This window comes from Streptomyces sp. NPDC002004 (assembly GCF_053593975.1).
On sequence record NZ_JBSFDP010000002.1, the window covers coordinates 400705 to 424920 of the forward strand.

Annotated in this window: 23 protein-coding genes; 8 read left to right on the forward strand and 15 right to left on the reverse strand. The window is 72.8% G+C overall.

Annotated elements, in window-relative coordinates; all coding sequences use genetic code 11:
- Nucleotides 1–29: 29 nt before the first annotated feature.
- Nucleotides 30–797, reverse strand: a complete 768-nt coding sequence (locus tag ACWCP6_RS04800; RefSeq protein WP_450930879.1) for an alpha/beta hydrolase — start codon at nucleotides 795–797, stop codon at nucleotides 30–32.
- A 114-nt stretch (nucleotides 798–911) separates the two neighbouring features.
- Between ACWCP6_RS04800 and ACWCP6_RS04805 the strand changes: the two genes are divergently transcribed.
- Nucleotides 912–2069 (forward strand): adenosine deaminase, encoded by a 1158-nt coding sequence (locus ACWCP6_RS04805; protein WP_450930880.1) that lies wholly within the window; start codon nucleotides 912–914, stop codon nucleotides 2067–2069.
- 109 nt (nucleotides 2070–2178) lie between these two features.
- Nucleotides 2179–2580 carry an ATP-binding protein gene (locus tag ACWCP6_RS04810; RefSeq protein WP_450930881.1) on the forward strand — a complete coding sequence of 134 codons (402 nt, stop codon included), beginning with the start codon at nucleotides 2179–2181 and terminating at the stop codon, nucleotides 2578–2580.
- Nucleotides 2581–2665: 85 nt separating this feature from the next.
- Here ACWCP6_RS04810 and ACWCP6_RS04815 read toward each other — a convergent pair whose 3' ends face one another.
- The 5 genes from ACWCP6_RS04815 to afsQ1 form a co-directional block, all read right to left on the reverse strand.
- Nucleotides 2666–2869 (reverse strand): PspC domain-containing protein, encoded by a 204-nt coding sequence (locus ACWCP6_RS04815; RefSeq protein WP_450930882.1) that lies wholly within the window; start codon nucleotides 2867–2869, stop codon nucleotides 2666–2668.
- Nucleotides 2870–2932: 63 nt separating this feature from the next.
- Nucleotides 2933–3508 (reverse strand): VanZ family protein, encoded by a 576-nt coding sequence (locus ACWCP6_RS04820; protein WP_450930883.1) that lies wholly within the window; start codon nucleotides 3506–3508, stop codon nucleotides 2933–2935.
- A 523-nt stretch (nucleotides 3509–4031) separates the two neighbouring features.
- Nucleotides 4032–4655 (reverse strand): hypothetical protein, encoded by a 624-nt coding sequence (locus ACWCP6_RS04825; protein WP_450930884.1) that lies wholly within the window; start codon nucleotides 4653–4655, stop codon nucleotides 4032–4034.
- Complete coding sequence (locus ACWCP6_RS04830) at nucleotides 4652–6310, reverse strand: ATP-binding protein (protein WP_450930885.1); 1659 nt, start codon at nucleotides 6308–6310, stop codon at nucleotides 4652–4654. The genes ACWCP6_RS04825 and ACWCP6_RS04830 overlap by 4 nt, the downstream gene beginning before the upstream one ends.
- Nucleotides 6307–6984, reverse strand: coding sequence for a two-component system response regulator AfsQ1 (afsQ1, locus tag ACWCP6_RS04835; protein WP_041819431.1), 678 nt, complete (start codon nucleotides 6982–6984; stop codon nucleotides 6307–6309). The genes ACWCP6_RS04830 and afsQ1 overlap by 4 nt, the downstream gene beginning before the upstream one ends.
- A gap of 274 nt (nucleotides 6985–7258) precedes the next feature.
- Here afsQ1 and ACWCP6_RS04840 point away from each other — a divergent pair, with 274 nt between their 5' ends.
- Nucleotides 7259–8035 (forward strand): SigE family RNA polymerase sigma factor, encoded by a 777-nt coding sequence (locus ACWCP6_RS04840; RefSeq protein WP_450930886.1) that lies wholly within the window; start codon nucleotides 7259–7261, stop codon nucleotides 8033–8035.
- Nucleotides 8036–8305: 270 nt separating this feature from the next.
- On the opposite strand, the gene ACWCP6_RS04845 is transcribed toward ACWCP6_RS04840, so the two are convergent.
- The gene (locus ACWCP6_RS04845) at nucleotides 8306–8941 is read right to left on the reverse strand and encodes an ATP-binding protein (RefSeq protein ID WP_450930887.1); all 636 of its coding nucleotides are present in this window, start codon (nucleotides 8939–8941) and stop codon (nucleotides 8306–8308) included.
- 282 nt (nucleotides 8942–9223) lie between these two features.
- On the opposite strand from ACWCP6_RS04845, the gene ACWCP6_RS04850 reads away from it, so the two are divergent.
- Both ACWCP6_RS04850 and ACWCP6_RS04855 read left to right on the forward strand, forming a co-directional pair.
- Complete coding sequence (locus tag ACWCP6_RS04850) at nucleotides 9224–9664, forward strand: archease (protein WP_450930888.1); 441 nt, start codon at nucleotides 9224–9226, stop codon at nucleotides 9662–9664.
- 56 nt (nucleotides 9665–9720) lie between these two features.
- Nucleotides 9721–11145 (forward strand): RtcB family protein, encoded by a 1425-nt coding sequence (locus tag ACWCP6_RS04855; protein WP_450930889.1) that lies wholly within the window; start codon nucleotides 9721–9723, stop codon nucleotides 11143–11145.
- Here the strand turns inward: ACWCP6_RS04855 and ACWCP6_RS04860 are convergent.
- Nucleotides 11135–12085 carry a LysR family transcriptional regulator gene (locus tag ACWCP6_RS04860; RefSeq protein WP_450930890.1) on the reverse strand — a complete coding sequence of 317 codons (951 nt, stop codon included), beginning with the start codon at nucleotides 12083–12085 and terminating at the stop codon, nucleotides 11135–11137. The two genes, ACWCP6_RS04855 and ACWCP6_RS04860, sit on opposite strands and share 11 nt — an antisense overlap.
- Before the next feature lie 170 nt (nucleotides 12086–12255).
- On the opposite strand from ACWCP6_RS04860, the gene ACWCP6_RS04865 reads away from it, so the two are divergent.
- On the forward strand, nucleotides 12256–13818 hold the full coding sequence (locus ACWCP6_RS04865) for an aminotransferase class I/II-fold pyridoxal phosphate-dependent enzyme (RefSeq protein WP_450930891.1): 1563 nt from the start codon (nucleotides 12256–12258) through the stop codon (nucleotides 13816–13818).
- A gap of 93 nt (nucleotides 13819–13911) precedes the next feature.
- Entirely contained in the window at nucleotides 13912–14343 is a 432-nt protein-coding gene (locus ACWCP6_RS04870) for a hypothetical protein (RefSeq protein WP_450930892.1), read from the forward strand.
- 147 nt (nucleotides 14344–14490) lie between these two features.
- On the opposite strand, the gene ACWCP6_RS04875 is transcribed toward ACWCP6_RS04870, so the two are convergent.
- From ACWCP6_RS04875 to deoC, 3 genes are read right to left on the reverse strand one after another with little or no spacing between them, the layout of a single operon-like run.
- Nucleotides 14491–15393, reverse strand: a complete 903-nt coding sequence (locus ACWCP6_RS04875) for an aldehyde dehydrogenase family protein (protein ID WP_450930893.1) — start codon at nucleotides 15391–15393, stop codon at nucleotides 14491–14493.
- A complete protein-coding gene (locus ACWCP6_RS04880) occupies nucleotides 15394–16866 on the reverse strand; it encodes an aldehyde dehydrogenase family protein (protein ID WP_450931108.1) in 1473 nt (490 codons plus the stop codon). It abuts the gene before it with no gap.
- Nucleotides 16867–16881: 15 nt separating this feature from the next.
- The gene (deoC, locus tag ACWCP6_RS04885) at nucleotides 16882–17835 is read right to left on the reverse strand and encodes a deoxyribose-phosphate aldolase (protein ID WP_450931109.1); all 954 of its coding nucleotides are present in this window, start codon (nucleotides 17833–17835) and stop codon (nucleotides 16882–16884) included.
- 181 nt (nucleotides 17836–18016) lie between these two features.
- Here deoC and ACWCP6_RS04890 point away from each other — a divergent pair, with 181 nt between their 5' ends.
- A complete protein-coding gene (locus ACWCP6_RS04890) occupies nucleotides 18017–18646 on the forward strand; it encodes a PH domain-containing protein (protein WP_450930894.1) in 630 nt (209 codons plus the stop codon).
- A gap of 142 nt (nucleotides 18647–18788) precedes the next feature.
- Here ACWCP6_RS04890 and ACWCP6_RS04895 read toward each other — a convergent pair whose 3' ends face one another.
- The 4 genes from ACWCP6_RS04895 to ACWCP6_RS04910 all read right to left on the reverse strand — a co-directional run bounded on the left by ACWCP6_RS04895 (nucleotide 18789) and on the right by ACWCP6_RS04910 (nucleotide 24140).
- Nucleotides 18789–20012 (reverse strand): hypothetical protein, encoded by a 1224-nt coding sequence (locus ACWCP6_RS04895; RefSeq protein WP_450930895.1) that lies wholly within the window; start codon nucleotides 20010–20012, stop codon nucleotides 18789–18791.
- A gap of 437 nt (nucleotides 20013–20449) precedes the next feature.
- Nucleotides 20450–22108 carry a phospho-sugar mutase gene (locus ACWCP6_RS04900; RefSeq protein ID WP_450931110.1) on the reverse strand — a complete coding sequence of 553 codons (1659 nt, stop codon included), beginning with the start codon at nucleotides 22106–22108 and terminating at the stop codon, nucleotides 20450–20452.
- A gap of 485 nt (nucleotides 22109–22593) precedes the next feature.
- Nucleotides 22594–23418, reverse strand: coding sequence for a purine-nucleoside phosphorylase (locus ACWCP6_RS04905; RefSeq protein ID WP_450930896.1), 825 nt, complete (start codon nucleotides 23416–23418; stop codon nucleotides 22594–22596).
- Nucleotides 23419–23702: 284 nt separating this feature from the next.
- On the reverse strand, nucleotides 23703–24140 hold the full coding sequence (locus tag ACWCP6_RS04910) for a gamma-glutamylcyclotransferase (protein WP_450930897.1): 438 nt from the start codon (nucleotides 24138–24140) through the stop codon (nucleotides 23703–23705).
- Nucleotides 24141–24216: the final 76 nt, after the last annotated feature.

A 24216-nucleotide genomic window follows, 5' to 3' on the forward strand; every position in this document is an offset into this window, starting at 1 on the left:
GGCTGAGGGCTCGGCCGGGACGGTGGTCCTCAGTGCCGTAACGACTGGCCGAACCCCGAGGCGAGCGGCATCCGCAGGCCCAGGGGCGGCGGCGCCGCCAGGGCGTCCTGGACGGGGCGCGAGAAATCGTGGCCGAACAGCGCGCCGAGGACGAAGTCGGTGGCCAGGGAGAGGACTTCGTCGCGGTGCTGGTGCAGGCGGTGGCCGTCCGAGTGGACCTCGAAGCGGCAGATGTCGCGGTTGGCCTTCTTGGCGCGCGCCGCGAGGCGGAAGGAGAGTTCGGGGTCGGTCCTCGAGTCGTTGGTGCCGTGCACGATCATCACGCGGCGGCCCACGAGCTGCTTCACCGGTTCGGGTGGCGCCGCGACATCGTCCTCCGGCAGCCAAGGGGCGAGGGCGAGCACGGAGTTGACGGCCGTGTGGCCGCCGGCGCGCAGCGCGGCCCGGCCGCCCATGTCCACGCCGGCCAGGCACACCGGCACGTCCCCGTAACGGCGCACGGCCTCGTCGGCGGCCCATTCGGCATCCCGCGCGAGACGCGCCTCGGTACCGTTCCAGCCGCGCCAGCGGTAGTGCACGACGTGCGAGGCCAGCCCGTCGCCGCGGCCCGCGCGCGCGAGATGGCGCCCCAGGGTGCGTACGGAGGCCGGGGAGACCGGCGACGGTCTGCGCGCGGAGGTCTCGTCCCCGCCCGGCAGCAGCAGGACGACCCCGCTCACCGCCGACGGCTCGGGCCCGATCGTCCGCCCCAGCCGGGCCTCACGCGCCGACACCCCTCGCTGCTGTCCCATGGCCATGGCAGAACAGTGTCAGAAGCATCGGTGTACGCCACCCTTCCGCGCGGTCACTGTTACGTATCGACAGCGGTCGTTCCGGGGGCTGTCTACGCGCGTAGGCGTTAGAGTGCGGAAATGACGAGCCAGACCGCTGACACCCCGACCACGGACCAGATCCGCCGGGCCCCCAAGGTCCTGCTGCACGACCACCTCGACGGCGGTCTGCGCCCCGGCACGATCGTCGACCTCGCCCGCGAGTGCGGCTACGACAAGCTGCCCACGACCGACCCGGCCAAGCTGGGCATCTGGTTCCGCGAGGCCGCCGACTCGGGCTCCCTGGAGCGCTACCTCGAGACCTTCGCGCACACCTGCGCCGTCATGCAGACGAAGCTCGCCCTGCGGCGGGTGGCCTCCGAGTGCGCGCAGGACCTCGCCGAGGACGGCGTCGTCTACGCCGAGGTCCGTTACGCCCCGGAGCAGCACCTGGAGCAGGGCCTCACCCTCGAAGAGGTCGTCGAGGCGGTGAACGAAGGCTTCCGCGAGGGCGAGCGGCGCGCCAGGGAGGCCGGGCACCGCATCCGCGTGGGCGCCCTGCTGACCGCGATGCGGCACGCGGCGCGAGCCTTGGAGATCGCCGAACTCGCCAACCGCTACCGTGACTTCGGTGTGGTCGGCTTCGACATCGCGGGCGCGGAGGCGGGTTACCCGCCCACCCGGCACCTCGACGCGTTCGAGTACCTCAAGCGCGAGAACAACCACTTCACCATCCACGCGGGAGAGGCCTTCGGCCTGCCCTCCATCTGGCAGGCGCTCCAGTGGTGCGGCGCCGACCGGCTGGGCCACGGCGTGCGGATCATCGACGACATCGAGGTGGCCGACGACGGCTCGGTGCGCCTGGGGCGGCTGGCGTCGTACGTACGGGACAAGCGCATCCCGCTGGAGATGTGCCCGACGTCCAACCTCCAGACGGGTGCCGCGTCCTCCTACGCGGAGCACCCCATCGGCCTGCTCCGCCGTCTGCACTTCCGCACCACCGTGAACACCGACAACCGCCTCATGAGCGGCACCAGCATGAGCCGGGAGTTCGAGCACCTGGTCGACACATTCGGCTACACGCTCGACGACATGCAGTGGTTCACAGTCAATGCGATGAAATCAGCATTCATTCCTTTCGACGAACGCCTCGCCATGATCAATGACGTCATCAAGCCCGGATATGCCGAATTGCGGTCCGAATGGCTGTTCAGGCAAACGGTCTCCACCAGGCCTGACGCACCGTCCGGCGGCGAATGATCACACCGGTCGGGGCGCCGTGGGGCCGGAATTCCGGTGTTTGCGCGGGCAGGTGCACGCGGATACGTTTCTGGACCGCTCGAACCCCCGTCACGAGGACGCATTCACGATGAAGCAGTCTGCCGTCAAGACCCTCGGTGTCGCCGCCCTCGGTGCCGCCTTCGCCGCCGCGGGAGCGGGCGCCGCGAACGCCGCGCCCGCGATCCCCGACGCCAACGCCGCGCTCGGCGGTGTCGCCCAGACCCTGCCGGTCGACGGTGTCGCACGGGTCCTGCCCGAGGGTGCCACCACGTCCCTGGCGCACGGTCAGGAGGCCCTCGCGAACGGCCGGAGCACCCTCGACACCACCGTGCACGCCGTGCAGCCGACCCTCGCCCACGCGGCCCCTCAGCTCGGCTCCGTGGCCGACGGCAAGGGCGTCGCCTCGACCAAGGGGCTCCTCGGCGGCCTCCCCGCCACGCAGGGCCTCGGCACCAAGGGCCTGCCGCTGAACGGGATCCCGCTGGCCTGATCCGGACAGCCGCGAAAGGGGTGCACCGACCGTGTGTCGGTGCACCCCTTTCCGGCTTCCCGGCCCGCCTCCTGGGGCCCTCGGCTCACCAGGCCTGGCGGGCGGCGCGCTCCTCGCTCGGGAGCAGGATCCACAGCGCGATGTAGAGCAGGAACTGCGGGCCGGGCAGCAGGCACGAGAGCAGGAAGATCACGCGCATCGTGGTTGCGGAGGTGCCGAAGCGCCGTGCCAGCGCCGCGCACACTCCGCCGATCATCCGTCCGTTGGTGGGGCGGGCAAGGGCGGTCATCGTGGCTCCTTCATGAACCGTGGAATGGTGTCCGTCTTTCCGGCTTTCCGGACACCATCAACGCTACGTTCGTGAAGGGGGCAGGACGTCGCTCCACGGAGCGATGCCGACCCTGGGAATCGTCGGGGTCGAACCCTGAGACAGATAGCCGTCCTGAGCAGCGGGTACGGCCTTCTTCCTGGGTGTGGTCCGCCTCCGTATCCGGGCCCGCGCGGCCGGTACGACCAACAGGTGCGCGAGGGCGACGCCCATCGTGTTCAGCAGCAGCGAGTCGACGTCCACGACCCGGCCCGGCACGCCGGTCTGGAGCATTTCGATCCCCAGGGACAGCAGGGCGCCGGCGGCGACGGTACGGATCAGCGAGCCCAGGGGGGACACGGCGGTGCGGCCGCCGGCCAGGGGGAGCAGCACGCCCAGGGGCGCGAGCAGGAGCAGGCCCTCTCCGATGCGCCGCGCGGCCTCGCGGGGCCCGAGGGCCAGGTCCGCCCTGATTCCGGCGAGAGGGTGCAGATTGGGGGCGCTCACCCAGGGGACGTCCAGGGGGCGCAGGGAGACCCATGCGACGAGCAGAAGGTGTGCGACGAGGAGGATGCCTCCTGCCGCGCGGTACCGGAATCGGACGGAGCGAGTGCGCTGCACGCCCCCAAGGACGACGGACCCGGCATCAACGGTTCCGGTGCGGTCGCAGTTGGCCGAGCGGCGTCGGGCGTGGCCGACAAGTCGCCTGCGGGGGCGGCCGCCGGTTGCCGTTGCCGGGGGGTGCTTGCTGTGGTCCTTCCGCTCACCCGGCACCGTGGCCCACTCGGTGGCCGCAGCCGGCACCACCTGCACGCCGCACGCCGGGTCACCCGGCACCGGGGATCGTGCCCACCCGGCACCACCTGCACGTCGCACGCCGTGTCCCCGGCACCGGGGGCTGTGCCCACCCTCCCCCAAGCTCTCGACTGCTCCCCCAAGCTCTCGACTTCGCTCGAGCAGGGGGCACCCCCATGAGCAGGGGGGACCCCCATCGCCCCTGGGGGTACCGCCCAGGCCCTTGAGGCACTGGGGGAGGAACGACTGCCCACAGCGGTGGTGGGACCGGCGCCCGTTGCCGGCGGGAGGAGGTGCTGCCCGGTGGCGGCATCCGTTGCCGACGGGCTTCGCCGGATGTGGGCTGGGCTCAGCCCTTGTTCGCCAAGGAACTGGGTGGGGGCACCGCGCCGGGGCGGGAGCGGACCTCGGGGGTGCACTTGTAGCGCCGTAGTGGCTCCGTGCCGGGACCGCCCAGCACCACCGACCCGTCCTCGGCGGCCGCCGCCGAGTTGGCGAAGGTGCAGACGATCTGGGCCAGCGCGTAGGAGGACAGGTCCTCCGGCGGAGTGCCGAGCCGGAGGGTCTCCTCCGGGTCACCGGCACGCGGCCCCGAGACGGTCATGCCGCCGCGTACGTCCGTCGTGTACCCGGCCTGCTTCTCGGCCGTCGACGGCGTCTCCTCCAGCTGGTCCAGCAGGGCCTGGGCCACCCGCACCCGGTCCGCCGAAGCCTTCCCGGAGGGGATCCGCACGGAACGGTCCACCGTCACCAGCTGCGAGGAACAGACGAGGAAGACCTGGACCGGGATGCCCTTGGCGGTCTGCGTCTCCGCCTCCGGGCCGCTCAGCGCACACGGCGCCCGCGACGGAGCGGGACCGAAGTCCGTCGGCACCTCGGTCGCCCGGATCCCGCACCCGGCGAGCAGCAGCGAGAGCGCGGCCACGGCGAACCCGGCCCGCGCCGCGCCGCCCGTCCCGCGACGTACGGTCATCTTCCGTTCTCCCCTTCTCCGGAACCGCCGCCCCCGCAGGCACCCTCTCCCGGGCCGTCGGAGGACTTCGACGAGCCGGAGCCGCCCGGTCCGCCGGACCCCTGCGAGTTCCCCGGCCCCCCGTCCGCATCCGCTTCACCGGTGAGCGCCGACGCGTCCCGCGGCAGCCGCAGAGTGAAGACGGCACCGCCCTCGGCCGCGTTGTGCGCGGTGATCTCGCCCCCGTGGATATGGGCGTTCTCCAGGGCGATGGACAGCCCGAGACCGCTTCCCTCGGACCGCGGACGCGAGGCGCTCGCCTTGTAGAACCGGTCGAAGACGTGGGGCAGCACGTCCTCGGGGATGCCGGGCCCGTGGTCCCGCACCTGGATGACGAGGGCGTCGCCCTCCTCGCGCACGGAGACCCGCACCGGCGATCCGCCGTGCTTCAGCGCATTGCCGATGAGGTTGGCGAGGATGACGTCGAGCCGCCGTGGGTCGAGCCGTGCCATGATGCCGCGCTCGGCGTCGAGTTCGACGGCGTCCAGCCAGGCCCGCGCGTCGATGCAGGCGGTGATCTGGTCGGCGATGTCCACGTAGTCGAGCACCAGCCGCGCGGTGCCCGCGTCGAAGCGGGTGACCTCCATCAGGTTCTCGACGAGGTCGCCCAGCCGCCGGGTCTCGTTCACGACGAGCCGTACCGCGGGCTCGATCATCGGATCGATGCTCCCGGTCTCCGCGTCGAGCTCCTCCTCCAGCACCTCGGTCACGGCGGTGATCGCGGTGAGCGGCGTCCGCAGCTCGTGCGACATGTCGGCGACGAACCGCCGCGACGCCTCGTCGCGGGCACTCATGTCGGCGACCCGCTTCTCCAGCGCCTCGGCGGTCCGGTTGAACGTCCGGGACAGGTCGGCGAGTTCATCGGTGCCGGACACCCGCAGCCGGGTGTCGAGCTTGCCCTCGCCGAGCCGCCGGGCGGCGACGCCCAGCCTGTGCACGGGCTTCAGCACCGTCGTCGCCGCGGCCTGCGCGAGCAGCGCCGACCCGATCAGGGCGAGCGCGGTGGCGATCCCGAGCGACCAGGCCAGGGAGTTGAGGTCCTTCGCCTCCGGCTCCAGGGACTTGAGCATGTAGCCGGTCGGGCCGCCGCCGATCACCCGCGCACCGCCCACCAGATAGGGGGTGTCGTGGTCGATGATCCGCTGCCAGTACATGTGGTACGGGTGCTTGTTGCCGGTGGTCACCGGTTGTTTCCTGGCCACGGCCGCCTGGAGCGACTTCGGTACGTCCTCCAGCGTGAAGGTGTCGAGGTCGGAGTTGCCGACGACGGTCCTGCCGTTCTCGTCCTCGCCGATGAGCAGCACGCTGAAATGCTGGCTGCTGTTGGCCATCTGGCCCGCGGCGTGCTGGAGTTCGTCCTGCGTTGGGTGCATCGGCAGTGCGCCGGCGCGGTTCTGCATCTCCTGCTGGAAGTCGTTGAGGGCCGCGTCCTGCGCGCGCGTCAGCACGGCTTCCCGGTTCAGCCAGTACGCGATCCCGGAAGCCGACACGGCGGCGGTCAGCGCCACCAGCCCGAACACGACGACGAGCCGCAGCCGCAGACTCGTGAAACGCAGCCCGGAGAACACTCTGCGCGCCGCGGTGAGGCCGCGGCGATCGTCTTGCGGATTCGTCACTGAGGCGCGTCCAGGCGGTACCCGACCCCACGCACCGTGCGGATCAGCGTCGGCGACGACGGTACGTCCTCGACCTTCGCCCGCAGCCGCTGCACACACGCGTCGACGAGCCGCGAGTCGCCGAGGTAGTCGTGCTCCCACACCAGCCGCAGCAACTGCTGCCGGGACAGTGCCTGACCCGGCCGCCGGCTCAGTTCGAGCAGCAACCGCAGTTCGGTCGGTGTCAGTTGGAGGTCCTCGCCGTTCTTGGTGACCGTCATCGCGGCGCGGTCGATGACGAGGCTGCCGAAGGCCGCGGCGTCGTTCGACTCGCGCTCGCCGCGCCGCAGCACCGCCCGGATACGGGCGTCCAGCACCCGGCCCTGGACCGGCTTGACCACGTAGTCGTCGGCCCCGGACTCCAGCCCCACCACCACGTCGATGTCGTCGCTGCGCGCGGTGAGCAGGATGATCGGCAGCTGGTCGGTGCGCCGGATGCGGCGGCACACCTCGAACCCGTCGATGCCGGGCAGCATCACGTCCAGCACGATCAGGTCGGGCCGCTGCTCGCGCAGCAGTTTCAGACCGTCCTCGCCGGTGGCAGCGGTGGCCACACGGTGCCCCTGGCGCGTCAGGGACAGCTCCAGGGCCGTACGGATGGCGTCGTCGTCCTCGATCAGCAACAGGGAAGGCACGGACGTCATTCTGTCCCAGATCCCAGGAGGATTCGACATCCGGCCTTGTTCCGCGGTACCCGGGGCCGCTTCCCCACGCGTCACGTGCGTCTCGCACGCCTCGTCGCCCACCCTCCTCGGCCCCGTGCCCGGAATCCGCTCGCCCGTCACCGGTGTCCGCCCGTGCCCCCGCCCCTGTGACAGGCCTGTGACAGTCGGCGGACACGGCCATGAAGTGGCCCCGGCAGGCTTTTCGTCACAGGCAAGGACCGGACTCCACGACGGGGGGCGCGAGATGAACACGCTGCACAGCACCACCACAGGCGCAGTTGTCACGCGGCTGCACGATGCCGTCGTCCGGAGCGCCGGCAAGCACGAGAAGTCCGGTGCCGTGAGCGGGCGGGGGTGCGCTCGCGGCACCGGGCGTCAGCACACCGCCACGTCTGCGAAGCAGGGGCGCCAGCCCTTCATGACGGTGGTTGACGCGTACGACGGGGGAGCTCACGGGGGAGCCGCGTACGGGGAGGTCTCGGGGGAGCGGACATCCGGGTCGGAGGCCGAGTTCACGGCCTACGTCCAGGAGCGCCGCGCCTCCCTGTACGCAACCGCCTACCACCTGACCGGCGACCGGTACGAGGCCGAGGACCTGCTGCAGAGCGCCCTCTTCTCGACGTACAAGGCCTGGGACAGGATCACCGACAAGGCCGCGGTCGGGGGATACCTCCGCCGCACCATGACCAACCTGCACATCAGCGCGTGGCGCCGCCGCAAGCTGAACGAATACCCGACCGAGGAGCTGCCGGAGACGGCGGGCGACACGGACGCGATGCGCGGCACCGAGCTGCGTGCGGTCCTGTGGCAGGCCCTGGCCCGGCTGCCCGAACTCCAGCGCACCATGCTGGTCCTCCGCTACTACGAGGGCCGCACGGATCCGGAGATCGCGGAGATCCTCGACATCAGTGTCGGCACGGTGAAGTCGAGCATCTGGCGCTCCCTGCGCCGCCTGCGCGAGGACCAGGTGCTCAGCTTCGGCCGTGACGAGGAGGAGTCCTTCGGCGAGCTCGTCGCCTGAAGGTCTGGGGGGCACGGGGGAACACGGGGGAAAACCGGGGGACACGGGGGAAACAACCGAGGGGGTCACGGGGGACTCCTACGGGGGAGAAGGAGCGGGACCGGAAGGCCGGGGGGTCTTTCCGGTCCCGTCCGCATGCTCCTGTCGTCGTCCGGTGGTGCCCGCCGTCGTGGAGGCGGTGGCTGCGGTCACGCCGAGTTGTTCGCGGTCGTGGAGGCGGTGGCTGCGGTCACGCCGAGGTGCCCCTCCGCGCGGGAGTGACGGCTGCCGTCACGCCGCGGTGCGTGCCTGCACGCACCGTCCCGCAGCGGCGGCCGCGAGCCGCCCCAGTGCCTCCTCCTTGCCACAGGGGTGGGCCCCCAGAGCGGTCTGGCGGGCGACGATGGAGCGCTCGGCGCGCATCAGCCGCCAGCCGCGGCGCAGCAGGAACGGCACCGACTTGCGGCCCTCCCGCAGATCCCGCAGCAGCCGCCGGCGGAACGTCGTCGAGGGCCGGCCGCGCAGGCACAGCGCGTCCGCGAGGACACCCAGCTCCCGGCAGCGCTCCACGATGTCCGCGGCGAAGATGCCCTCGGCGATGAACACCGGCGTGCGGTGGATGTCCAGGACCTCCTCACCGACGCGGGAGCTGCTGGCGATGTCGTACACCGGGACCTTCGTACGCCCCGTGCGGCACAGGTCGTCGATCGCGGCGAGCGCCACGTCCGTGTCCCAGGACAGCGGCGAGTCCCAGTCGATGTCCGAGGTGCCCGGCACCGTGGGCAGGGAGGGGTCGTCGCCCTCCTTGTAGAAGTCGTCGAGGCAGAGCACCGGCAGCCCGGAACGGGCCGCGAACGACGACTTGCCGGAGCCGGAGGGGCCGCCGAGCAGTACGACCCGGGTCGCTATGGGGGGACGGGAACCCACTTCTGTCTGCCTTCTCACCTGAGATGTTCGCCGGAAAGCCGGACATCGCCGACGCGCTCCGGAGCATTATCCCCTCCCCACGGCTCTCCCAGCGCCCTCCGTGCGGTGCCCGGTCGGGCACGGCGCCCTCCCCGGGCGGTGGGCCGGGTGGGCGGGAGGCACCATGGAGGTGCCGGGTTCTTCGGTGCGACGCACGGTGGGGCACCGGCCGCCGGCGGAGGAACCGGCCGCCGGAGCCTGCCGCGTCGTCGCCCCGCCCGTGGCGGCCGTGAGGAGGCGGGCATGGGAGTACGACCGGAGAGCGCTCGTCGGCCCGCCGGCCACCGTGGCGTTCCGCACACCGCGGACATGCGCGTGGAGGCGTGGGGGCCGACCCGTGAGGAGTGCCTCGCGCAGGCGGTACACGGTGTCTGCGCGTCCTTTCTCGATGTGCGCGCGGCACCCGAAGTGCACGGCCGGGAGGTCCTGCTGAGCGCCGGGAGCGACGCGGACCTGCTGGTGGCCCTTCTGGAGGAGGTCGTCTACCGGCTCGACGCCGCGGGCGAGGTCCCGGTGGACGTCGAGGTGTCGGCCGTGCCGGACGGCGTCCGCGCGGCGTTCTCCATGACCGACGCCGCGGCGCTGCCGGTGACCGGAGCCGCGCCGAAGGCGGTGACCTGGCACGGACTTCGCGTCGCCCACGGGCCGGACGGCTGGTCGTGCTCGGTGACGCTCGATGTGTGAGCCGCCCCCGGCGGCCCGCTGACGAGGCCGGTACCGGCCGGTGGGAGGAAGACCCCGTGGCGAACGTGGAGTTGATCGAAGAGAGCGCGTTCCGCTTCCGGATACCCGAGCACGGCGCGATGCGGGTGCCCGGCATCGTCTTCGCCACGCGCGCGCTGATACCGGACGTGGGCGGGGACCAGGCACTGGAGCAGGTGGAGCACGTGGCCACGCTGCCCGGCGTCGTCGAGGCGTCCTACGCCATGCCCGACGTGCACTGGGGATACGGCTTCCCCATCGGCGGCGTGGCCGCGACCGAACCGGCGGCCGGCGGGGTGATCTCGCCGGGGGGCGTGGGGTTCGACATCTCGTGCGGTGTGCGCCTGCTCGCCGCAGGCTGCCGCCGTGACGCGCTGCGCCCCCGGCTGCGGCGCCTCATGGACGTACTGAGCGACCGGATTCCGCGCGGCCCGGGCCCCGGCGGCATCTGGAGTCCGGGGCGCGGAGAACTCGGCGACCTCCTGGCGGGAGGAGCCCGTTACGCCGTGGAGCGCGGCCATGGCGTGCCACGCGACCTGGACCGCTGCGAGGACCTGGGCGTACTGGAGTCGGCCGCCCCGGACGAGGTGGGCGGACGGGCGGTGGACCGGGGTCTGGGGCAGGTCGGCAGCCTGGGGGGCGGCAACCACTTCCTGGAGGTGCAGGCGGTGGACACCGTCTACGACGCGGACGTGGCACGGGTGATGGGACTGGCCGAGGAACAGGTCTGCGTGATGATCCACTGCGGATCGCGCGGCCTCGGACACCAGATCTGCACCGACCACGTCCGCACCATGGACGGCGTCATGTCCCGCTACGGCATCCACGTGCCGGACCGGCAGCTGGCGTGCGTGCCCATGGACAGTCCCGAGGGCCGCTCCTACCTGGCGGCGATGGCGGCCGCCGCCAACTACGCGCGGGCCAACCGCCAGGTCCTCGGTGACACGGTCCGGCGGATCTTCGGCCAGATCGCCGACTGCCCGGTGGACCTGGTGTACGACATCTCGCACAACCTGGCCAAGGCCGAGACCCATCGGTCCGGCGGGCGCAGTCGTCTGCTGTGCGTCCACCGCAAGGGCGCCACCCGCGCCCTGCCGCCGGGCCATCCCGAACTGCCGCCCGACCTCGCGCCGGTGGGTCAGCCGGTGCTCATCCCCGGCACCATGGGCACGGCGTCGTACGTCCTGGTCGGGGTGCCGGACGGCGGCGCGTGGCACTCCACCTGCCACGGTGCCGGGCGGCTGTGCAGCCGGCACCGGGCCGCTCGCGACGTCGACGGCCGCCGGTTGCGCGACGACCTCGAAGCGGGCGGCATCGTCGTCCGCGGGACCTCGATGCGGGGACTCGCCGAGGAGGCGCCGCAGGCGTACAAGGACATCGACGCGGTGGTGACCGCGAGCGAGGGCGCCGGGCTGTGCCGCAGGGTCGCCCGTCTTGTGCCTCTCGGAGTGATCAAGGGCTGACGGAGCCGGGGGTCCGCCGTGCGTCGGCCGCGTCCCAGCGCTCCCGGATGTGCCGGGCCTGCCGGACGAGCGCGTCCACCAGCTCGCGGGCGCTCGGCGCCGCGGTGTTCCGCAGGACGGCGACGCTGATTTCCCGGGCGAGCGGGGCGCCCTCCAGGACCCGTACCGCGACGTCCTCGCGCGGGGTCCCCAGGGCGAGCCGGGGGACGAGCGCCACGCCCGCACCCGCGGCGACGAAGCCCTGGACCACCGCATAGTCGTCGGTGCGCAGCGAGTGGACCGGCTCGAAGGAGTGCCGCGCGCAGGCCCAGGACAGGACCCGGTCGCAGGGGTCGCTCGGATCGGCCGCGCCGATCCAGTCGTCGTGCCTCAGCTCCTGGAGCGGTACGCGGTCCAGGGCGGCCGCGCGGTGGTCGGGCGGCAGGACCAGCAGCAGCGGATCGTGCAGCAGGGGATGCAGCTCGAAGTCGCCGTCGAGGTCCAGCCCGTCTCCCGGCTGGGAGAAGACGAGGGCCGCGTGCAGCCGCCGCGCCCGCAGCCCCTCCAGCAGTACGGGCAGTTCGCCCTCCGTCAGCGACACGTGCACCCCGCTCTGCCGCAGGGTCTTCACGGCGGGCGGCAGCAGCAGCGCGCCGGCCGTGGGGAAGGTGCCGATGTGCAGCGTGTGCGTACCCCGCTCGGCCAGGTCGCGGACCTCCCGTTCGGCCAGCCGCAGCCGTTCGAGCACGGCCTCGGCATGGGGCAGCAGAGCCGCCCCGAGCTCGGTCAGGGCCGCGCCGCGCGGCCCCCGGCGCACCAGGCAGGCGCCGAAGTGCGCCTCCAGGACGGTCAGATGATGGGTGACCGTGGGCTGGGCGTGGTGGAGCGACCGCGCCGCGGCGGCGAGCGAGCCCTCCTGGGCGATGGCTTTCAGGACCTGGAGCTGGCGCAGTTCGAGCATGGGGCACCTGAGGAAGAGGCGGGTCGTCCGGCACGGACACGGGCACCTGCGGTCCGCCGACGGTGCCGCGGGAGGCCGGGACGCGGGGGAGCGACCTGCAGAGCGGGTATGGAGGGGTACAGGGAACTCCCGTATTCCTCGATGGCTCCCACCCTGCCACGCTCACCGGCGTGAACACCAGATCCATCCGATCCACCGCATCGACCGACCCGCAGTCCTCCGGACGGGCCGCCGTCCGCACTCCCTACGCCGACGCCCTCCGGGACCAGGCGCGGCAGGGCTGGCTGCGGTTGAACGTGCCCGGACACGCCGCCGACACCACCGGTTTCGGGCCCCTCGCGTCGCTGCTCGGCCCGGCCGCGCTCGCACTCGACTTCCCTCCGCTGCTGGAGGGCATCGACCTCGGCGACCGCGCGCCCCTGCAGCGGTCGCAGGCCCTCGCGGCCGAGGCCTGGGGGGCCCGCCGCACCTGGTTCCTGACGAACGGAGCCTCGCAGGGCAACCAGATCGCCTCGCTCGTGACGGCGTCCCTCGGCCGGGTCCTCGTGGTGCAGCGCAGTGTCCATTCCAGCGTCATCGACGGACTGGTCCTGTCGGGTCTCGACGCCGCGTTCGTCCAGCCGTCGGTCGACGCGGAGATGGGCATCGCCCACGGGGTCACCGCCGGGGCGCTGGCCGACGCACTCGCCGCCCATCCGGACGCGGCGGCCGCGTACGTGGTGTCGCCCAGCTACTTCGGCGCCGTCGCCGACGTGCGGGCGCTGGCCCGCGTCGCGCACGCGGCCGGCGTCCCGCTCATCGTCGACGAGGCGTGGGGCGCGCACTTCGGCTTCCATCCCTCGCTGCCCGCGAACGCACTGGCACAGGGCGCCGATCTCGTCACGTCGAGCACGCACAAACTGGGCGGCAGCCTGACCCAGTCGGCGATGCTCCACCTCGGCCACGGCCCGTTCGCCGACCGTCTGGAGCCGCTGGTGGACCGTGCCTTCCGGATGGTGCAGTCGACGAGCGCGAGCGCGCTGCTGATGGCGTCGCTCGACACCGCGCGGGCGGGCCTCCAGGCGAACGCGGCCGCGATCGCCGCCTCGGTGGACGCCGCGGAGCGGGTGCGCGACGCCGTCCGCGGACGCGGCCGCCACCGGGTCGTCAGCGACACCTTCGACCGCTTCCCCGACGTCGTGGCCGCCGACCCGCTGCGTATCGCCATCGACACGCGCAGCGGCGGGATACCCGGGCACGAGGCGCGGCGGCTGCTGGCGCGCGACCATCGGATCATGGTCGAGGTGGCCACCGACTCCGCGATCGTCGCCGTGGTCGGCGCGGGCTCGGCGCCGGACACGGACCGGTTCGTCGAGGCGTTGCACCACCTCCCGGCGCCCCTGACCGGCACGGGGGCGACGGAGGGGCCCGGACTCCGGCTGCCCGCCCCGGGGCCCGCGCGGCTCACGGCCCGCGAGGCGTTCCTGAGTCCCGCACGCGTCGTACCCGCGGAGGACGCCGTCGGCCGGGTCTCCGCGGACACCCTCGCCGCCTACCCGCCGGGCATCCCCAACCTGCTGCCCGGCGAGGTCGTCACGGCCGAGGTCGTCGACTTCCTGCGGCGCACCGCCGCGGCGCCGCACGGTCATGTCCGGGGCGCGCACGTTCCCGACGTGTCCCTGCTGCGTGTCGTGGACACCGGCACCCGGGTCCCGCAGGCCCGCCGCGCACCGCTCCCCGGCGAGCCGGGGTGAGAGCCGGGGTGCCTGCGATTCGGTGGCGCGGGCATCCCCGCCTCAACTACTCTTCGTGTGCATTCGACTACTCGTCTCACACTGGTGGTTCCCATGGCACGACGCTCCCCCAAGCACGCGGCTCCTCACGGCAAGGGGGCACCCCCGGACCAGCGGACCCCGTCCGCGGGGCGCACGCTGCTGCGCGCGGGGCTGGTCCTCACCGCCGCCGGGGTGGCGCTCGGCGCGGGCGGCGCGGCGTCGGCGTCGGCCGCCGCGCCCCTGCCGGTGGGCGACGTGGACGCCCTGGCGGCCGGCCAGGCGCTGACGGACTCCGTCGGCTACGCCACCGGCCCGGCCACCGACCTCCGGCTGAACCCGCTCGCCAAGACCGGCGCCGACCCGCTGGACAACGCGGTCGGTACGCAGATCGCCGACTTCAAGCCGGTGTCGACGGCCGCCGTGACCCACCCGCTGTCGGACGGCGACTCGCTCGGCGACCTGCCCGTGGTCGGCCAGGTGACCGGCCTGATCACGCACCACTGACGGCGGGCGCCGACGGCGCCCGCCCCGGCGTCCGGCAGGGCCTGTGGCATGGCGCAGGCCCTGCCGTGACAGGGCACGCGAAAGGGCCCCGCCCCTCCCGGACGGAGGAGGAGCGGGGCCCTTGCCCTGTGGGGGCGGGAGGTGGCGTCAGTACGCCGAACCGGACGCGCCCAGCGAACCCGTCGGGTGCCAGACCGTCTTGGTCTCCAGGAACGCGGTCAGCCGCGACGTGCCCGGGTCCGCCGTCCAGTCCTCGGCACGGGGGCGCAGCACCCGCTTGAGGTTGTCGGCGGCGGCGACCTCGAGCTCCTTGGCCAGCACCTCGGCGGCGCCGGTCAGGTCGATCGCGTTGACGTCCTGGTGCGCGGCCAGCGGCGTCGCGATCTCCGCCGTACGACCGGAGAGGACGTTGACCACACCGCCCGGCAGGTCGGACGTGGCCAGGACCTCGCCCAGCGACAGCGCGGGCAGCGGGGCCTTCTCGCTCGCGACCACCACCGCCGTGTTGCCGGTCGCGATGACCGGGGCGACCACGGAGACCAGGCCCAGGAAGGACGAGTCCTGCGGGGCGACGACGGTCACCACGCCCGTCGGCTCAGGCGTCGAGAGGTTGAAGAAGGGGCCCGCGACCGGGTTGCCGCCGCCGACCACCTGGGCGATCTTGTCGGTCCAGCCGGCGTACCAGACCCAGCGGTCGATCGCGGCGTCCACGACCGCGGCGGCCTTGGACTTCGACAGGCCCTCGGCGTCCGCCACCTCGCGGACGAACTGCTCCTTGCGGCCCTCCAGCATCTCGGCGATGCGGTAGAGGATCTGGCCGCGGTTGTACGCGGTCGCGCCGGACCAGCCGCCGAACGCCTTGCGTGCGGCCACCACCGCGTCACGGGCGTCCTTGCGGGAGGAGAGCGGCGCGTTCGCGAGCCACTTGCCCTTCGAGTCGGTCACCTCGTACACCCGGCCGCTCTCGGAACGCGGGAACTTCCCGCCCACGTACAGCTTGTAGGTCTTGAAGACACTGAGCCGTGCTTCGGACTTCTCGACAGTGCTCATTTATCGCTCGCCCTCCGGGCTCGACGGGGCGAGGTACGCCTCCAGGCCGTGGCGGCCGCCCTCGCGGCCGAAGCCCGACTCCTTGTAGCCGCCGAAGGGCGAGGTCGGGTCGAACTTGTTGAACGTGTTGGACCACACGACGCCTGCGCGCAGCTTGTTCGCCACGGCGAGGATGCGGGAGCCCTTCTCCGTCCAGATGCCGGCGGAGAGGCCGTACTGGGTGTTGTTGGCCTTGGCGACGGCCTCGTCGGGGGTGCGGAACGTCAGCACCGACAGGACCGGGCCGAAGATCTCGTCGCGGGCGATGGTGTGCGCCTGTGTGACGTTCGTGAACAGTGTCGGCGCGAACCAGTAGCCGGAGGCCGGCAGCTCGCAGGCCGGGGACCAGCGCTCGGCGCCTTCGGCCTCGCCCTGCTCGGCGAGCGCGGTGATACGGGCCAGCTGCTCCGCGGAGTTGATGGCGCCGATGTCGGTGTTCTTGTCCAGCGGGTCGCCGAGGCGGAGGGTGGACAGGCGGCGCTTCAGCGAGTCCAGCAGCTCGTCGTGGATCGACTCCTGGACGAGCAGGCGGCTGCCCGCGCAGCAGACCTGGCCCTGGTTGAAGAAGATGCCGCCCACAATGCCCTCGACGGCCTGGTCGATGGGGGCGTCGTCGAAGACGATGTTGGCGCCCTTGCCGCCCAGTTCGAGGGTGAGCTTCTTGTCCGTGCCGGCGACCGTGCGCGCGATCTCCTTGCCGACGGCCGTCGAGCCGGTGAACGCGACCTTGTTCACGTCCGGGTGCGCGACGATCGCGGCGCCCGTGTCGCCGTATCCCGGAAGGATGTTGACGACGCCCTTCGGCAGGCCCGCCTGGCGGCAGATGTCCGCGAAGAAGAGGGCCGACAGCGGAGTGGTTTCCGCGGGCTTCAGCACGACCGTGTTGCCGGCCGCGAGCGCCGGGGCGATCTTCCACGCCAGCATCAGCAGCGGGAAGTTCCAGGGGATGACCTGGCCCGCGACGCCCAGCGGCTTCGGGTCGGAGCCGTATCCGGCGTGGCCGAGCTTGTCCGCCCAGCCCGCGTAGTAGAAGAAGTGCGCGGCGACCAGCGGGAGGTCCGCGTCACGCGTCTCCTTGATCGGCTTGCCGTTGTCCAGGGTCTCCAGGACGGCCAGCTCGCGCGAGCGCTCCTGGATGATCCGCGCGATGCGGAAGAGGTACTTGGCACGCTCGGCGCCCGGCAGCGCCGACCACTTCCCGAACGCCTTGCGGGCGGCCCTGACCGCGCGGTCGACGTCCTCGGCCCCGGCCTGCGCGACCTCCGACAGCACCTCTTCGGAGCTGGGGGAGATCGTCTTGAAGACCTTGCCGTCCGCGGCGTCGGTGAACTCGCCGTCGATGAACAGGCCGTAGGACGGCGCGATGTCGACGACCGAGCGCGACTCCGGGGCGGGGGCGTACTCGAATGCAGAAGTCTGCTTTTCCGCGTTCATGGGGTTCATGGGTTCTCAGTCCACCGTCACGTAGTCGGGACCGGAGTAGCGTCCGGTGGCCAGCTTCTGACGCTGCATGAGCAGGTCGTTCAGCAGGCTGGAGGCGCCGAAGCGGAACCAGCGGTTGTCCAGCCAGTCCTCACCGACGGTCTCGTTGACCAGGACGAGGAACTTGACCGCGTCCTTGGAGGTACGGATGCCGCCCGCGGGCTTCACTCCGACCTGTACCCCGGTCTGGACCCGGAAGTCGCGCACGGCCTCCAGCATGAGCAGGGTGTTCGCCGGGGTCGCGTTCACCGCGACCTTGCCGGTCGAGGTCTTGATGAAGTCGGCGCCGGCCAGCATGCCGAGCCAGGACGCGCGCCGGATGTTGTCGTACGTCGACAGCTCGCCGGTCTCGAAGATGACCTTCAGCCGGGCGGTGGAGCCACAGGCTTCCTTCACGGCGCGGATCTCGTCGTGGACCTTGCTGTAGTGCCCGGCGAGGAACGCGCCACGGTCGATGACCATGTCGATCTCGTCCGCCCCGGCCGCGACGGCGTCGCGCACGTCGGCCAGCTTCACGTCGAGCGCGGCGCGGCCCGCCGGGAAGGCGGTGGCCACGGACGCCACCTTGATGCCGGTGCCGGCCAGGGACTCCTTGGCGGTCGCCACCATGTCCGGATAGACACAGACGGCGGCGACGCGGGGCGCGGTGCGGTCGGTCGGATCGGGCAGGGCGGCCTTGGCGGCGAGCGCCCGGACCTTGCCCGGGGTGTCCGCGCCTTCCAGGGTCGTCAGGTCGATCATCGAGATGGCCAGGTCGATGGCGTAGGCCTTGGCCGTCGTCTTGATCGAACGGGTGCCGAGCGAGGCGGCACGTGCCTCCAGGCCGACCGCGTCGACGCCGGGCAGCCCGTGGAGGAAGCGGCGCAGCGTGGCGTTGGACGCGGCCACGTCGGCCAGTGCGTGGGGTGCAGTGGTGGGCATGGTCACGAGAGGAGCATATCTACGCGCGTAGCGGATGTACAGGGGGCCCGGTGGAACAGGGTCGTCCGGACCGTTCCGGTACTCCCCACTGTAGGGACACCGGGAGCGCGGAACCGCGGGCGGCGGGCGCCGCGGACCGCCCGTGGCGATAGCCGGCGGCGGGTGGGGCAGAATGCGCCCCATGAGCAGCCCCGAGCCTCAGAAGCCGTCCCAGCCGTCGTCACCCGACCGGGTCTTCCGGTCTCCCGGTGGAATCGCCGGCGGAGTGTTCCTGCTCGGTCTGGTGCTCTGGCTCGGGATCGACGCACTGGTGCGGGGCCACGGGCGCACGCCCTGGCTGGCGCTCGCCGGACTGCTCTGCGCACTGCCGCTCGTGATCGCCTTCACGCTGCGGCCCGCCGTGTTCGCGAACGACGAGCGGCTGCGCATCCGCAATCCCTTCCGGTACATCACGCTGCCGTGGGGCGCGGTGTCCGGGCTGCGGTCGGGCTACTCCAACGAGGTGTTCGACCAGGCGGGGAAGAAGTACCAGCTCTGGGCCATGCCGGTGTCGCTGCGGGCGCGCAAGAAGGCGGCGCGCCGCCAGACCACGGCCGCCGTGGACGACCCGACCGGCCGCACCTCGATCACGCCGTCCGCGCCGGTGCGGGCCGCCGCCGACCAGGCCATGGACGACCTGCGGGAGCTCGCGGACCGGCGCGCGAACGCCGAAGCCGCCCAGGGCGAGCCGGTGGTGCGCTGGGCCTACGAGGTCCTCGCGCCGTCCGCCGCGGGACTGGTCCTGCTGGTGATCCTCTTCGCGATCGGCTAGCCGGCGCCGCCAGCGTCGGGTGCGGCCCGCTCGGGGTGCCGTTGCCCGGGGTGCGGCGGGCTGGGGATGCGGCCCGCGTCGGGTGCGGTCGGGGTGCCGTTGCCCGGTCGCTCGGAGTGCGGCCCGCCCGGGGTGCGGTCGCTCAGGGCGCGCTCGGCCAGACCAGCAGCATGTAGGCGCCGCAGTAGGAGGAGCCCAGGATCACGGTGCCGAGGACGAGCGCCGCGTAGCGCCGGGCGGTGCGTCCGATCAGCAGGGCGAGCGGCAGCAGAAGCGGGAAACCGGGGACCAGGAATCGAGCCCGGGGGAAGTAGACGCCGCCGCTGCCGAGCACGATCAGCAGCAGGGCGCCGGTGAACACGAGCAGCGGCAGGGGCTGCCGGTCGGCCACGGACAGCACGAACAGCACCGCCGACGCCATCAGCGTGAGCGTGACCATCACCAGGAAGAGCTGCGGCGTCGCCTCCCTCGTCAGCAGCGACCGCATCCAGTGCAGGGTCTCCCTGCCGCCGTCCCACTGGTTGTGCCACAGCTCCTGTACGGCGAAGTAGCCGTCCCAGCGGTGCAGTCGCCTGCCCACCCAGCCGACGTACGCCAGCCAGCCCAGCGGTGCGAGCACGGCGGCCGCGAGGATCCGCGCCGAGAAGCCGCGGCGCAGGGCCAGCAGTGCGGGCACCGTGACCGCGGCGGCGAGCGCGATGCCGGTGGGACGGGTCAGCCCGGCGAGCGCGGCGAGGGAACCCGCCCACAGCCAGCGGCCGGTGAGCACGGCGTACAGCGACCAGGCGGTGAGCGCCGTGAACAGGGACTCGGTGTAGCCCATCCACTGCACGATGCCGACGGGGAAGGCCGCCCACAGCACCGCAAGCAGCGTGCCGGCCCGCTGTCCGTGCAGCCGGTGGCCCACGGCGAACACACCCCACGCCGCGACCAGCGAGAAGCCCATCGCGAGCAGCAGCCCGACCGTCCCCCGCGAGCCTGGGGTGACGGCCGCGACCGCCTTGACGAGGAACGGGTACAGCGGGAAGAACGCCAGGTTGTTCGCGTTGTAGGCGGTGCCGAGCCGGTGCGTGTAGCCCTGGTCGGCGATCCCCAGGTACCAGTTCGAGTCCCAGTCGTCGGCGATGGCGGGCCAGACGCCGTGGTGCAGGGCGTGCGACCACCTGACCAGCACCAGCAGACCGGCCATCCGGACCGCCGTGTAGCAGAGCAGCGCGGGCGCGGCGCGGCGCAGGGAGCGGCGCACCCGCTCCAGGGCGCCCGGGCGCGGCCGGGGTGGTGTGTGCGGGCGACGGGATCCGGGGAGCAGGCCGTGGCGGGGCGGTGCGGTCGATGCGGACGGCGCCGGGTTGGCTGTGGAGAACACGCGGCAGCTCCAGGGACTCGGTGGTGCGCTACCGGTCAACCGTTCCTCGGTCACTCCGTCACCTACCGGAGCGCTGCGTCAACTGCCACGCGGAAATCACGCTTCCGGGCGACCGCGGACGGGGGTTTCTCCCGGCCGGCGCCGGAGCTGCGCACCCTGTCGCCCGGCCGCGGCCGGCCGTCGTCCCCTACTCCTGCCCGCCCCCTCCGCACGGGCCGGGCCGCGGGACACGTACAGGCCCGGGCCCCGCGTGCGCGAACCCGTCCGGCTTCCCGGACGGTTGGTCCCCGCGCGATCGGCCGTTCGGGTCCTGACCGCTGTCCACGGGACCGCAGCGGCCCCGCGGCACTCCGGACCGACGGCCTCCACGGAGGGGGAACGCCGAAGCCGGGGCCTGGCACAATGCCGGGCCCCGGCCTCGGGATGCGAGCACGCGGTCAGATACCGGCGGCGGCCGCCAGGTCCCGCTTGATCGCGTCGAGCAGCTGCGTCGCCTTCGCACGCGCGGCCGAGAGCTGCTCCGGCGCGGCCACCGGAACGACGACCTCCAGGTAGCACTTGAGCTTCGGCTCGGTGCCGCTGGGGCGGACGATGACACGGGCGCGGAAGTCGCCGTCGAGCGTGTAGCGCAGGCCGTCCGTGGGCGGCAGCCGGTCCGTGCCCCGGGTCAGGTCCTCGGCCCCGGTGACCGTCAGCCCGGCCAGCTCCGTCGGCGGCTGCTCGCGCAGCGCCCGCATCGCGTTCGCGATGACCGACAGATCCTCGACGCGCACGGACAGCTGGTCGGTGGCGTGCAGGCCGTGCTTCACGGCGAGGTCGTCGAGCAGGTCGAGGAGCGTACGGCCCTGCTCCTTGAGCTCGGACGCCAGCTCCGTGACGAGCAGCGCCGCCGTGATGCCGTCCTTGTCGCGTACGCCCTCGGGGTCGACGCAGTAGCCGAGCGCCTCCTCGTAGCCGTAGCGCAGGCCGTCGACGCGGGCGATCCACTTGAAGCCCGTCAGGGTCTCCTCGTACGGCAGGCCCGCGGACTCGGCGATCCGGCCGAGCAGCGACGAGGACACGATCGACTCGGCGAACGTGCCGCGCGCCCCGCGGCGCACCAGATGGGCCGCGAGCAGGGCGCCCACCTCGTCACCGCGCAGCATGCGCCAGTCCTCGCCGTCGGGCACCGCGACGGCGCAGCGGTCGGCGTCCGGGTCGTTGGCGACGACGATGTCGGGCCGGGCCTCGCGGGCGGCGGCGAACGCGAGGTCCATCGCGCCCGGCTCCTCGGGGTTCGGGAACGCCACGGTCGGGAAGTCCGGGTCGGGCTCGGCCTGTTCGGCGACCAGCACCGGCTCCGGGAACCCGGCACGCGAGAAGGCGGCCAGCAGGGTGTCCTTGCCGACGCCGTGCATGGCCGTGTAGACGACGCGGGCGGTGCGGGCGGACCCCGCGGCCAGGACCGCGTCCGTACGCGCCAGATAGGCCTCCAGGACGTCCTCGCCGAGGATCTCCCAGCCGCCGTCCGGGCGCGGTACGTCGGCCAGCGCGCGCACCGCGTCGATCCGGGCGGCGATCTCGCCGTCGGCCGGCGGCACGATCTGCGAGCCGTCGCCGAGGTAGACCTTGTAGCCGTTGTCCCGCGGCGGGTTGTGGCTGGCGGTGACCTCCACGCCCGCGACCGCCCCGAGGTGCCTTATCGCGTACGCGAGCACGGGGGTGGGCAGCGGACGGGGGAGCACGGCGGCGCGCAGACCCGCACCGGTCATGACGGCGGCGGTGTCGCGCGCGAAGTCGGCCGACTTGTGCCGGGCGTCGTAGCCGATGACGACGAGGCCGTCGCCCTGGCCCTTGTCCCGGAGGTACGCGGCCAGGCCGGCCGCGGCGCGGATCACGACCGCGCGGTTCATGCGCGTCGGGCCGGCGCCCAGCTCGCCGCGCAGGCCCGCGGTGCCGAACTGGAGGGTGCCGCCGAAGCGCTCGGCCAGTTCCGCGGTGACCCCGGGGTCACCGGCCTCCGCGCCCTCGACGAGCTTCGCCAGCTCCTCGCGCGTCTCCGGGTCGGGGTCCTCTGCCAGCCAGGTCCTGGCCCGTGCGACGAGTGCGTCCTGCACGTGGGTCAACCTCTCCTCTTGGTTCCGTGTCCCCCGGAGGTCTGTCTACCCACCGGGGGCGGCGCCCTGCGACTGCGCCTACGGGCTTGTCGGGCTGCGGCCTCCGGCCGGGGGCCGACCGCGGTTTCGGGTGCGGCCTGCGGACGGGGGCCGGCTGCGGGTTCGGGCTCGTGTACGGCTGTCCGCCCCCGGCCGGCGATGCTTCGCGCCTGCGGACGGCGGGTGGAGCGGGGACGTGACGTCACGTCCGTCCCGGGCCGGCGCGCCTCCGTCACCCATCGGGTGCGGCACGTGCGCGCCGGCCGCTGCGGGCGGAGGTCCCGGCACGTCCCCTCATGCCTGCTCAGCGGCTGCGCCGTCGTCCTCGTCCGCCGTGACCGGCGCCGTCGTCCGGGCCGTGACCGGCGGTGCGGCGTCGGCCCCGTCGTGCGCGGGCATTCCGGGTGAGCACGCCCACCCGGTCACGGCCCCGCGCACCGGCGGCGTCAGATGCGCTCCAGCACCTGCGCAAGCAGCTCGCCCATGCGGGTGGCGGAGTCGCGGCCCGCCTGGAGGACCTCTTCGTGGTTGAGGGGCTCACCGGTCATGCCCGCGGCCAGGTTGGTGACCAGGGAGATGCCGAGGACCTCGGCGCCGGCCTCGCGGGCCGCGATGGCCTCGAGGACGGTCGACATGCCGACGAGGTCGGCGCCGATCACGCGCGCCATGCGGATCTCGGCCGGGGTCTCGTAGTGCGGGCCGGGGAACTGGGCGTAGACGCCCTCCTCCAGCGACGGGTCGATCTCCTTGCAGAGCGCCCGCAGCCGCGGCGAGTAGAGGTCCGTCAGGTCGACGAAGTTCGCGCCGACGATCGGCGAGGTGGCGGTGAGGTTCAGGTGGTCGCTGATCAGAACCGGCTGGCCGGGACGCATGCCCTCGCGCAGACCGCCGCAGCCGTTGGTGAGCACGATGGTCTTGCAGCCCGCCGCGACGGCCGTGCGCACACCGTGCGCGACGGCGGCGACGCCGCGGCCCTCGTAGTAGTGGGTGCGGCCCAGGAACACGAGCGCCCGCTTCTCGCCGATCCGGTACGAGCGGATCTTGCCGCCGTGGCCCTCGACGGCCGGCGGCGGGAAGCCCGGGAGCTCGGTCACGGGAAACTCGTGCTCGGGTGCGCCGAGCGCGTCGACGGCCGGCGCCCAGCCGGAGCCCATCACGAGGGCGACGTCGTGGGTGTCGGCGCCCGTCAGCTCGCGCAGGCGCGCGGCGGCGGCGTCGGCGGCGGCGGTCGGGTCGCCCTGGATGTCGTCCGGAAGAAGAGATGCGTTCACGCACACGAGGGTAGCCGCTGTTCGCCTACGCGCGTAGATGATGGACCTCACGGTATCGGGATCGTTGCTTTGTCGTTTCCGACAACCGATGTGGCCGGGGTCTCGGACAGGCATGACCACGGGGCGTGGCGGCGCAGGCCCGGCGCGGGGAGGGGCGTCCGGCGGGCACGCGCGGGCGTGCGTCCGCGGACCCGCCGTGCCGCTCGCGGGTCTCGGCCGTCCGGGGAGCACGGAGGGGGCCGTGGGTTCCGGCGCACGCAGGGCGGCGCCGTGCTGCGGTGCCGTCAGCAGGGGCGCTTGCGGAGCTCCATCACATAGTCGTGCGGTGCCCCGGCCGACTCCGCGGCGTCGGCGATCTCGCCGAGGTAGCGGGCCGAGGGCAGGCCGCCCTCGTAGCCGTTGAGCACGTACACCCAGGCCGACTCCTTGCCGTCGAGCGTGTCCACGAGCACCCGCATCCGGCGGTATATGTCGAGACCCACTCCCTCCCAGCGGTCCATGGACTCCTCGTCCGGTGGAGCGATGTCGTACAGCGCGACGAAGACCTGCGAGCGCGGTGCCTCCACGATGGTGGCGAGCGCACCCTCCCACCCCATGTGCTCACCCCCGAAGGTCAGTCGCCAGCCGGTGAGCCACCCGGTGGCGCGCAGCGGCGAGTGCGGGGCGCGGCGGGACATGAGCCGCGGGTCGAGATTGCCGGCGTACGCGGCGTAGAGCGACATGGTTCGAGAGTACGGCAGGTGTGATGTTCGGCCCTTCCGCAAAAAGAGTGGCTGGTGGGGCGGCAGTGGCCGGAAA

Coding starts and splice junctions, on each gene's coding strand:
- ACWCP6_RS04800 (WP_450930879.1), bottom strand. CDS start 797: ATGGCCATGGGACAGCAGCGAGGGGTGTCGGCGCGTGAGGCCCGGCTG.
- ACWCP6_RS04805 (WP_450930880.1), top strand. CDS start 912: ATGACGAGCCAGACCGCTGACACCCCGACCACGGACCAGATCCGCCGG.
- ACWCP6_RS04810 (WP_450930881.1), top strand. CDS start 2,179: ATGAAGCAGTCTGCCGTCAAGACCCTCGGTGTCGCCGCCCTCGGTGCC.
- ACWCP6_RS04815 (WP_450930882.1), bottom strand. CDS start 2,869: ATGACCGCCCTTGCCCGCCCCACCAACGGACGGATGATCGGCGGAGTG.
- ACWCP6_RS04825 (WP_450930884.1), bottom strand. CDS start 4,655: ATGACCGTACGTCGCGGGACGGGCGGCGCGGCGCGGGCCGGGTTCGCC.
- ACWCP6_RS04840 (WP_450930886.1), top strand. CDS start 7,259: ATGAACACGCTGCACAGCACCACCACAGGCGCAGTTGTCACGCGGCTG.
- ACWCP6_RS04850 (WP_450930888.1), top strand. CDS start 9,224: ATGGGAGTACGACCGGAGAGCGCTCGTCGGCCCGCCGGCCACCGTGGC.
- ACWCP6_RS04860 (WP_450930890.1), bottom strand. CDS start 12,085: ATGCTCGAACTGCGCCAGCTCCAGGTCCTGAAAGCCATCGCCCAGGAG.
- ACWCP6_RS04870 (WP_450930892.1), top strand. CDS start 13,912: ATGGCACGACGCTCCCCCAAGCACGCGGCTCCTCACGGCAAGGGGGCA.
- ACWCP6_RS04875 (WP_450930893.1), bottom strand. CDS start 15,393: ATGAGCACTGTCGAGAAGTCCGAAGCACGGCTCAGTGTCTTCAAGACC.
- ACWCP6_RS04880 (WP_450931108.1), bottom strand. CDS start 16,866: ATGAACGCGGAAAAGCAGACTTCTGCATTCGAGTACGCCCCCGCCCCG.
- deoC (WP_450931109.1), bottom strand. CDS start 17,835: ATGCCCACCACTGCACCCCACGCACTGGCCGACGTGGCCGCGTCCAAC.
- ACWCP6_RS04890 (WP_450930894.1), top strand. CDS start 18,017: ATGAGCAGCCCCGAGCCTCAGAAGCCGTCCCAGCCGTCGTCACCCGAC.
- ACWCP6_RS04910 (WP_450930897.1), bottom strand. CDS start 24,140: ATGTCGCTCTACGCCGCGTACGCCGGCAATCTCGACCCGCGGCTCATG.